This window comes from Pseudomonas sp. MEJ086 (assembly GCF_030209025.1).
Taxonomy (GTDB): domain Bacteria; phylum Pseudomonadota; class Gammaproteobacteria; order Pseudomonadales; family Pseudomonadaceae; genus Aquipseudomonas; species Aquipseudomonas fulva_A.
Window position 1 is genome coordinate 144,843 of sequence record NZ_JARVSV010000029.1, and the last position, 8,732, is coordinate 153,574.

The following is an 8,732-nucleotide window of genomic DNA, read 5'->3' on the forward strand; positions in this document are numbered from 1 at the left end:
GGCGACAGCCATCGCGACAATGCCGCTGAGCTCGGAGAACGCGGCTATCAGCAGAGCGGCGTAAGTGACCGAGCACTTTTCTGCAGGCGAAAAAAAGGGGCGGTTTTACCCGCCCACTCTTTTGTCCCTATTCCCTTAAACTCCCAACTCATCATCCTGATGAATCGCGTCCCGCGATGTCCTGGCCATTTTCCTTAACGACCTGTGCTTTTCCCTAAGCACGGTTCAGATATTAACGGCCCCTGGTATCAATCACAACGGCACCTTTAAGCCGCGCCTAGCTGAGCCAGCCATTCGCAAATAATTAAAAAATCATTTATATCAACAAGTTAATAGGGTGGCGCGGCACATTCCAACAACCAATCGCCACTAATGCTTACAGACGGTGTAAGCAAAGACTTACACACGCACGAAGAAAAGCTGAATAACGGCACCAGAGCCATGCCAGTCAGTGCTGGCTCTGCGCGTTGTATTGAACAGACAGAGAATTGCTGCAAGCGTTCAGCCGCTGGTCAAACCGACGCAGCGAGGGGATGGAAACTGAAGTAGTAGCGCAAGGCCTCGACCATCTCGACGTATTCCGCTGGCGGTGCAGTCAACGCGAACCCGGAATCGAAGCCGCCAGGCGTGACATCCTCGCGGCACCAGAGGCAGGTCGCACTGAAGTCGATGTGCCGCAGTGCATCCGGCCCGGGGATTTTCAGGCGCATGTCGAAACAGCCGCCCACCAATACCGGCAGCTGGCTGATCAACATCAGGCCATCCAGCGAGACATTGCCCAGATGACCGATCGGTTTGTCGGTAAAGGCATTGAAGACGTTGAGGTAGTACGGCAGCTGGTGCCGTTCTATATGGCGATTGGCATTCATAATGGCGAAGCGCTATGAGTGTCGGTTGAGTATGGCGGCAGTGCGGCGAGCTGACCAGCCCTCAATTACACCGCTCGGATAACTGGCTGCGCAGGTAATCACGCCCCGCATCCAGCTCCTGATCACTGTAATAGCGGCGCTCGCCATCGTCGCCAGGTCGGTAGTAGCGGCGTCCCTCTGGCATCGAGGCCAGCCGGTTACGCAGCGTCGTGCACTCTTTCGCCCTCTCGCCCTGCAGTTGCTTGCGGGCTTGAGAGGCCTGAGCCTGCTCGTCGCGTCGGGCCTGAAAGTAACGTTCGCTGCGCTGCTCGCGCTCCCGGGTAGCGGCATCGCGCTCGACCACCTGCGGGCGGACGTCCACCACGTCGGCATCCGCCGCCAGAGGTTGCTGCCCGTAATGCACCTGCCCGCGCTCATCCACCCAGCGATAAACCTCCCCGAACGCCAGCGTGGGCAGTAGAAGAAGCAGGCAGATACCTATGCGCATCACGACAATCCCCAGTCGATATTCGGGCCGTCAAAGCGCTCGAGCAGGCGATACCTTGGCGGGCTCCGGCAAACCATGATGACCGAGCTGGCGCAGGGTTTCCAGCCGTGCTCGGGCACGGAACGCGTATTCACTGGTGGGATAGCGGCCAATGATGAACTGGTAGGTCTGCGCCGCGTCGATGTACAGGTTCTGCCGCTCCAGGCACTGGCCACGCAGCAGGGAGATTTCCGGCTGGATGTAGCTGCGCGAGCGACTCGCGCGCTCGGCCTGCGACAGATAGAGCAGCGCATCCTCGCACTCGCCCAGATCGTAGGCCTGATAGGCCTTGTTCAGATGATGATCGAGGGACATGCGGGTACACCCGCCAACGACCAGAACACAGCACAGCAGCAACAGAATACGCATGGGTTTCTCCTCCAATGAGCAGCGTATCGGCGAGGCCGCGGAAAACTGAACAGCGGTAACATGCTGCATTGCGTTATCGCGCTCCACGGCTCGGACAAGTGGGCTCGATCTTCTAAGCTGATTCAGGTCAAGGCACCTCATCGGACGATGGGGTGCAATGCTGCCTAATTACCCTGCGAGGTCGACCCATGAAACTCGAAAAGCTCCTGGTCGTGATCGACGCCAGCCAACCCAGTCACCCGGCCCTCGAGCGTGCGGTCTGGCTGGCCCGTGGCACTCAGGCTCGGCTGCATGTGCTGCTGGTGGAGTATAGCGCCGCGCTGGATGGCAGCCTGCTCGAGAACAGCCTGCAGAACAGAGCTCGCGACGCGCTGCTCGAGCAGCGAGGAAAATGGCTGGAGGAGTTGCTCACCCCGTTGCATGACGAAGGCCTGCCGCTGCAGCAGGAAGTACGCTGGGGCAAGCGCCTGCATGAAACGGTGCTCGAAGCGGCTGCCGAGCTGCAGCCGGATCTGGTGCTCAAATCCGCCGCCCACAACAACCTGCTGCGCCGTCTGCTGCTGACCGACAGTTGCTGGCAGTTGATGCGCCACTGCCCGTTTCCGCTATGGCTGGTGCATCACGCCGAATGGCGCGGGCGCAACCTGTGCACCGCCGTCGATCCACTGCACAAGGACGACAAGCCCGCCGCACTCGATCATCACCTGATCGACACCAGCCTGGCGCTCTCCTCCGCGCTAGGCCTGCATGCCGACATCGTGCACTGCCATGCGCCAATGCCGCGTACGCTGCTCAACAATACCGAGTTGCTGGCCACCTACCAGCAGTACGTCAGCGACGACGCGCAGCAGCACCACAAGGCGTTCGACGAGCTGGTCCGCCAGCACGGCATCGCCCCGGAATCGGCCCACCTGCTCGAAGGCGCGCCGGAAAACATGCTGCCGCGCTTCGTGCGCAAGCACGAAATCGACCTGCTGGTGATGGGTGCCATCGCCCGAGGCCGCCTGGACACCATTCTCATCGGCCACACCGCCGAGCGCCTGCTCGAATCGGTGGACTGCGACCTGCTGGTGGTCAAGCTGTCTGCCGAAAAGTAGTGCAGAGGAACAATGACTACAGCGCTGCGGCGTAGTAGCCTCGCGGTCTGCTTCAATTAAGGAGTCCGCGCATGACCGCTCGCCGCACCAAAATCGTCGCCACCCTCGGCCCAGCCAGCAATTCACCGGAAATGCTGGAACAGCTGATTCTCGCAGGGCTGGATGTCGCTCGTCTGAACTTCTCCCACGGCTCGCCCGAAGATCACAAGGCGCGTGCCAAGCTGGTGCGGGACATCGCCGCCAAGCACGGTCGCCACGTCGCCCTGCTGGGCGACCTGCAAGGGCCGAAGATCCGTATCGCCAAGTTCGCCAACAAGCGTATCGAGCTGAAGGTCGGTGATCGCTTCACCTTTTCCACCAGCCATCCTCTGACCGATGGCAACCAGGAAGTCGTGGGTATCGACTACCCGGATCTGGTCAAGGATTGTGGCGTCGGTGACGAACTGCTGCTCGACGATGGCCGTGTGGTCATGCGTGTCGAAACCACCACCGCTGACACCCTCAACTGCGTCGTGCTGATCGGTGGTCCGCTGTCCGACCACAAAGGCATCAACCGCCGCGGCGGTGGCCTGACCGCGCCAGCCCTGACCGAAAAGGACAAGGCCGACATCAAGCTCGCTGCCGAAATGGACCTGGACTACCTGGCAGTTTCCTTTCCGCGTGACGCGGCGGACATGGAATATGCCCGTCAACTGCGTGACGAGTCCGGCGGCAAGGCCTGGCTGGTCGCCAAGATCGAACGCGCCGAAGCGGTAGCGGACGACGAAACCCTGGACGGCCTGATCAAGGCCAGCGACGTGGTGATGGTTGCCCGTGGCGACCTGGGCGTGGAAATCGGCGACGCCGAGCTGGTGGGCATTCAGAAGAAGATCATCCTGCACGCACGCCGCCACAACAAGGCAGTGATCGTTGCGACCCAGATGATGGAGTCGATGATCCAGAACCCGATGCCGACCCGTGCCGAAGTGTCCGACGTGGCCAACGCCGTGCTCGACTACACCGATGCGGTCATGCTCTCGGCAGAAAGCGCCGCCGGCGCCTACCCGCTGGAAGCCGTGCAGGCCATGGCGCGCATCTGCCTCGGCGCCGAGCGTCACCCGACCGGCAAGAGCTCCAGCCACCGTATCGGCAAAACCTTCGAGCGCTGCGACGAAAGCATCGCCCTGGCAGCCATGTACACGGCCAACCACTTCCCAGGCGTGAAGGCGATCATCGCCCTCACCGAAAGTGGCTACACGCCGTTGATCATGTCGCGCATCCGCTCCTCGGTGCCGATCTACTCCTTCTCCCCGCACCGCGACACCCAGGCGCGTTCGGCGATGTTCCGTGGCGTGTACACCATCCCCTTCGATCCGGCGGCCCTGCCACCAGGCGAAGTCAGCCAGGCTGCAGTGGATGAACTGCTCAAGCGTGGCCTCGTCCAGCAAGGCGACTGGGTCATCCTGACCAAGGGCGACAGCTACCACACCATCGGTGGCACCAACGGCATGAAGATCCTGCATGTCGGTGACGCGCTGGTCTGATCACCAGCGGCATCCACCAGAAGGCCCGCGTTCGACGCGGGCCTTCTGGTTTCTGAGATAGGCGTCGGACTGCGTAGCCGCTCAGGCGTGAGGCAGAAACAGGTCGGAGAACAGCTGGCTGCGCGGCAGCCCGGCAAGGTAGAGGCGTCGAGCGATGGCATCAACGCTGTCAGGGCCACCGCAGGCCAGCACGATGGTCTGCCGTGAGCCAGGACGCAGCGCCGCCAGAGCATCGGGCAGCGCTGCCGCCTCGATCAGGTCGAGCTGTATGGCGGGATGTCGCGCGGCCAGTTCGAGCAACGAGCCAGCCAGGTAATGCTCGCGAGTCGAGCGCGCCACATGCATGACCCGGATCGGCCCCTGATGAGCTTGGCGCAAGGCCTCGCGCAGAATGGCGTACAGCGGCGCAAGGCCGGTTCCGACACCCAGCAGCCAGAGCGGCCGGGCCTGCCAATCCGGATCGTAGTGCAGCGCCCCGCCACTCAAGGTGCCCAGGCGCAAAGGCTCCCCGACCCTGAATTGCCGGGCCGCATCGCTGAACGCTCCCGGCTGACGACAATCCACGTGAAATTCGAGAAAGCTGTCTTCCTGCGGCAGGCTGGCCAGCGAATACGGCCTGGCGATACCGTCGGCCGTCCACAGCAGCAGATGCTGCCCTGCACGGTAGCGCATGGCCTGCTGCGGTAACAGGCGCAAGCGCAACACATGCTCGCTCAGCCAGTCGCACGCCTGGATCCGTGCAGGGATGCCATCGCGTCCGGGGTCGAATAGCTGGATCTGCAGATCATCGATCACTCGGCACTGACACGCCAGGCGCCACCCCTGCTCCCGACGCGCCGGATCGAGGGCCTCGGGCTTGGCATCCAGCGGCTCGCCGGCCAGGCAGCGCACCAGGCATGCCTGGCAACTGCCGGCGCGGCAACTGTAGGGCACGGCAATGCCGGCGCCGAGCAGCGAATCGAGCAGGTTACTTGCAGGGTCGACGCTCACGCGCCGCTCGCCGACCAGCAGGTCAGGCATCCGCCTGTTCCCAGGTCGAGGCGCAGCGGTTGCGCCCGGTACGTTTGGCCTGGTACAGCGCCTGATCAGCACGGTGCAGGGCTTCATCGAGGTCGTCGTGCATGGATACCAGGGTCATCCCCACGGACAGGCTGAGGTTGTGCACTTTAACACCTATCGGCTCGGCCTCGCTGAACGCCACCCGCAGCCGCTCGCAGCAGGACAGGAAGGCATCCGCATCGGTATTGGGCACCAGCAGCACGAACTCCTCGCCACCGTAACGGGCGATGATGTCGCCGTCGCGCAGGCAGGCCGTGGCAATCCCCGCAAATGCCTGCAACACGCGGTCGCCCGCCGCGTGGCCATGCCGGTCATTGATGTTCTTGAAGTGATCGAGATCGATCAGCGCCAGCCCATGGCGCCGCTTGGCTCCCAGCCCTTCCAGCTCCCGGGCGGCCAGACGCAGGAAATGACGGCGGTTGCACAACCCGGTGAGTTCGTCGGTGGCCACCAGATCTTCGAGCTGGCGCATCATCCCGCGCAGGGTTTCCTGATGCGCCTGCAACGCGAAACGACGCTGCCGCATGCGCTGACGCATGCTCTGCATATAAGAGGCGAACAGGCTCAGCCAAAACAGCACGAGACCCAGCGCGCAGACCTGCAGCGTAGCCAGACCGGGATCGCGCATGCGCATCTGGTAGGCGTCGTACAGGTTGATGAGCACGAACCCCAGGAACGCCAGACCGGCACAGCGAAAGAACACCCTCGGCGGCAGCTGGAACAGGCCGAACAGCAACGACATGGGATAGATCAGCAGCAGGCTGCCGCGCCCTTCGTCGAGCATGGCGACCATAGCGGTCATCAGGCCCAGACCTACCAGTACCTGCGCCTCGGTGAGGCTGGGGTCGCGAAAGGTCAGATTGCGGCCCGACATGAACAGGGCGAAGAACAGCGACTGACTGACGACGGCAATACCCAGCAGCCCTGCGACCGAGCTGCCAGAAGCGCTGAAAAGGTCGTGATAATAGGCAATCCCTGCCAGCGCAGCGATCATCAGATAGGTAGCCACAGCCATGCCGAAACGCTTGATCAGCAGATTCTGTAACGTACGTTGGGTCAATCGACGGTTGCTTGGGATCATGGGCTCCGTCCCATACTGGCAACTAGCCGCCACTCTACCCGCGCGCCGTGAAAAAGCCTAGCGACGCTTCGCGTTATCGCCGCTGGGCCCTGACGGGTGTCCCAGGCGTCGGCCCCGCGGTATACTGCCGCGCCTTTTAGAACGCGCCGGCCATGTTCCGGCGCCCAAGTTCCTGCCCTATAAGGGAGCGCCCCGCATGACCGTGATCAAGCAAGACGATCTGATCCAGAGCGTCGCCGACGCCCTGCAATTCATTTCCTATTACCATCCCGTCGACTTCATTCAGGCCATGCACGAGGCATACCTGAAGGAAGAGTCGCCTGCCGCCCGCGACTCCATGGCGCAGATTCTGATCAACTCGCGCATGTGCGCCACCGGCCACCGTCCGATCTGCCAGGACACCGGCATCGTCACCGTATTCATCAAGGTGGGCATGGATGTGCGCTGGGATGGCGCCACCATGGGCGTCGACGACATGATCAACGAAGGCGTGCGCCGCGCCTACAATCTGCCGGAAAACGTCCTGCGCGCCTCGATCCTGGCCGACCCGGCCGGTGCCCGCAAGAACACCAAGGACAACACCCCAGCGGTGATCCACTACTCCATCGTGCCCGGCGACAAGGTCGAGGTCGATGTCGCAGCCAAGGGCGGCGGCTCGGAGAACAAGTCGAAGATGGCCATGCTCAACCCGTCCGACTCGATCGTCGACTGGGTACTCAAGACCGTCCCGACCATGGGCGCTGGCTGGTGCCCGCCTGGCATGCTGGGCATCGGCATCGGCGGTACTGCCGAAAAGGCCGCGGTGATGGCCAAGGAAGTGCTCATGGAGCACATCGACATCCACGAACTGCAAGCCCGTGGCCCGCAGAACAAGATCGAAGAACTGCGTCTTGAGCTGTTCGAGAAGGTCAACCAGCTGGGCATCGGCGCCCAGGGCCTGGGCGGCCTGACCACCGTGCTCGACGTCAAGATCATGGATTACCCGACCCACGCGGCCTCGCTGCCGGTATGCATGATCCCCAACTGCGCCGCGACCCGTCACGCCCACTTCGTGCTCGATGGCAGCGGCCCGGCCGAGCTGGAAGCACCGGACCTCTCCGCCTACCCGGAAATCGTCTGGGAAGCCGGTCCGTCGGCGCGGCGCGTCGACCTCGACACCCTGACCCCGGAAGACGTGCAGAGCTGGAAGCCGGGCGAGACCATCCTGCTCAACGGCAAGATGCTCACCGGTCGCGACGCCGCGCACAAGCGCATGGTCGAGATGCTCAACAAGGGTGAAGAACTGCCGGTCGATCTGAAAGGCCGCTTCATCTACTACGTGGGCCCGGTCGACCCGATCGGCGACGAAGTGGTTGGCCCTGCCGGCCCGACCACCGCCACGCGGATGGACAAGTTCACCCGTCAGATCCTCGAACAGACCGGCCTGCTGGGCATGATCGGCAAATCCGAGCGTGGCCCGACCGCGATCGAAGCGATCAAGGACAACAAGGCCGTGTACCTGATGGCCGTCGGCGGCGCCGCCTACCTGGTGGCTCAGGCGATCAAGAAGTCCAAGGTGCTGGCGTTCGCCGAACTGGGCATGGAAGCGATCTACGAGTTCGACGTGAAAGACATGCCGGTCACCGTCGCCGTCGACAGCAACGGTGAGTCGGTACACATCACCGGCCCGGCGATCTGGAACAAGAAGATCGCCGAAAGCCTGGCGGTGGAAGTGCAGTAAGCATCGCCCCGCGGTAACCAGAAGCCCGGCCAAGTGCCGGGCTTCTGCGTTTCTGGGGAAGCCCTCGATCGAATCGCCCGCGAGCGGGCTCCTACGCGTTCGCGTGGATGCCAGAGCCATGTAGGTGCCCGCTTGCGGGCGATGCGATGGTGGCCATTCAGCAAGATCGCGGTATGGCTGCCATTCGCCGGCAAGCCGGCTCCTACACCATCGCGTGGATGCCAGAGCCATGTAGGAGCCCGCTTGCGGGCGATGCGATGGTGGCCATTCTGCACAATCGCGGTATGGCTGCCATTCGCCGGCAAGCCGGCTCCTACGCCATCGCGTGGATACTAGACACCGCGTAGGTGCCCGCTTGCGGGCGATGCGATGGCGGCCATTCAGCAAGATCGCGGCATGGCTGCCATTCGCCGGCAAGCCGGCTCCTACACCATCGCGTGGATGCCAGAGCCATGTAGGAGCCCGCTTGCGGGCGATGCGATGGTGGT

General features: G+C 62.9%; 8 protein-coding genes. 3 read left to right on the forward strand and 5 right to left on the reverse strand.

Features of this window, described 5'->3' with window-relative positions; genetic code table 11:
- Positions 1-512: 512 nt before the first annotated feature.
- The 3 genes from QRN22_RS19285 to QRN22_RS19295 form a co-directional block, all read right to left on the reverse strand.
- Positions 513-869: a PilZ domain-containing protein gene (locus tag QRN22_RS19285; protein WP_042552053.1), complete on the reverse strand. Its 357-nt coding sequence runs from the start codon at positions 867-869 to the stop codon at positions 513-515.
- Positions 870-930: 61 nt separating this feature from the next.
- Positions 931-1,356, reverse strand: a complete 426-nt coding sequence (locus QRN22_RS19290; protein ID WP_042552054.1) for a DUF4124 domain-containing protein — start codon at positions 1,354-1,356, stop codon at positions 931-933.
- Positions 1,357-1,386: 30 nt separating this feature from the next.
- Positions 1,387-1,764 carry a tetratricopeptide repeat protein gene (locus QRN22_RS19295; RefSeq protein WP_042552055.1) on the reverse strand — a complete coding sequence of 126 codons (378 nt, stop codon included), beginning with the start codon at positions 1,762-1,764 and terminating at the stop codon, positions 1,387-1,389.
- Between the two features lie 188 nt (positions 1,765-1,952).
- Here QRN22_RS19295 and QRN22_RS19300 point away from each other — a divergent pair, with 188 nt between their 5' ends.
- Positions 1,953-2,861 (forward strand): universal stress protein, encoded by a 909-nt coding sequence (locus tag QRN22_RS19300; RefSeq protein ID WP_042552056.1) that lies wholly within the window; start codon positions 1,953-1,955, stop codon positions 2,859-2,861.
- A gap of 71 nt (positions 2,862-2,932) precedes the next feature.
- Positions 2,933-4,384: a pyruvate kinase gene (gene pyk, locus QRN22_RS19305; RefSeq protein ID WP_042552057.1), complete on the forward strand. Its 1,452-nt coding sequence runs from the start codon at positions 2,933-2,935 to the stop codon at positions 4,382-4,384.
- A gap of 81 nt (positions 4,385-4,465) precedes the next feature.
- Here pyk and QRN22_RS19310 read toward each other — a convergent pair whose 3' ends face one another.
- A complete protein-coding gene (locus QRN22_RS19310) occupies positions 4,466-5,404 on the reverse strand; it encodes an iron-sulfur-binding ferredoxin reductase (protein WP_042552058.1) in 939 nt (312 codons plus the stop codon).
- A complete protein-coding gene (locus tag QRN22_RS19315) occupies positions 5,397-6,524 on the reverse strand; it encodes a GGDEF domain-containing protein (protein ID WP_042552059.1) in 1,128 nt (375 codons plus the stop codon). The genes QRN22_RS19310 and QRN22_RS19315 overlap by 8 nt, the downstream gene beginning before the upstream one ends.
- 196 nt (positions 6,525-6,720) lie before the next feature.
- Between QRN22_RS19315 and QRN22_RS19320 the strand changes: the two genes are divergently transcribed.
- Positions 6,721-8,244: a fumarate hydratase gene (locus QRN22_RS19320; RefSeq protein WP_042552060.1), complete on the forward strand. Its 1,524-nt coding sequence runs from the start codon at positions 6,721-6,723 to the stop codon at positions 8,242-8,244.
- Positions 8,245-8,732 lie beyond the last annotated feature (488 nt).

What these genes read in the sequence shown, in the direction of transcription:
- QRN22_RS19295 (WP_042552055.1), bottom strand. Translation starts at nt 1,764, where the DNA reads ATGCGTATTCTGTTGCTGCTGTGCTGTGTTCTGGTCGTTGGCGGGTGT.
- QRN22_RS19285 (WP_042552053.1), bottom strand. Translation starts at nt 869, where the DNA reads ATGAATGCCAATCGCCATATAGAACGGCACCAGCTGCCGTACTACCTC.
- pyk (WP_042552057.1), top strand. Translation starts at nt 2,933, where the DNA reads ATGACCGCTCGCCGCACCAAAATCGTCGCCACCCTCGGCCCAGCCAGC.
- QRN22_RS19290 (WP_042552054.1), bottom strand. Translation starts at nt 1,356, where the DNA reads ATGCGCATAGGTATCTGCCTGCTTCTTCTACTGCCCACGCTGGCGTTC.
- QRN22_RS19310 (WP_042552058.1), bottom strand. Translation starts at nt 5,404, where the DNA reads ATGCCTGACCTGCTGGTCGGCGAGCGGCGCGTGAGCGTCGACCCTGCA.
- QRN22_RS19300 (WP_042552056.1), top strand. Translation starts at nt 1,953, where the DNA reads ATGAAACTCGAAAAGCTCCTGGTCGTGATCGACGCCAGCCAACCCAGT.
- QRN22_RS19320 (WP_042552060.1), top strand. Translation starts at nt 6,721, where the DNA reads ATGACCGTGATCAAGCAAGACGATCTGATCCAGAGCGTCGCCGACGCC.
- QRN22_RS19315 (WP_042552059.1), bottom strand. Translation starts at nt 6,524, where the DNA reads ATGATCCCAAGCAACCGTCGATTGACCCAACGTACGTTACAGAATCTG.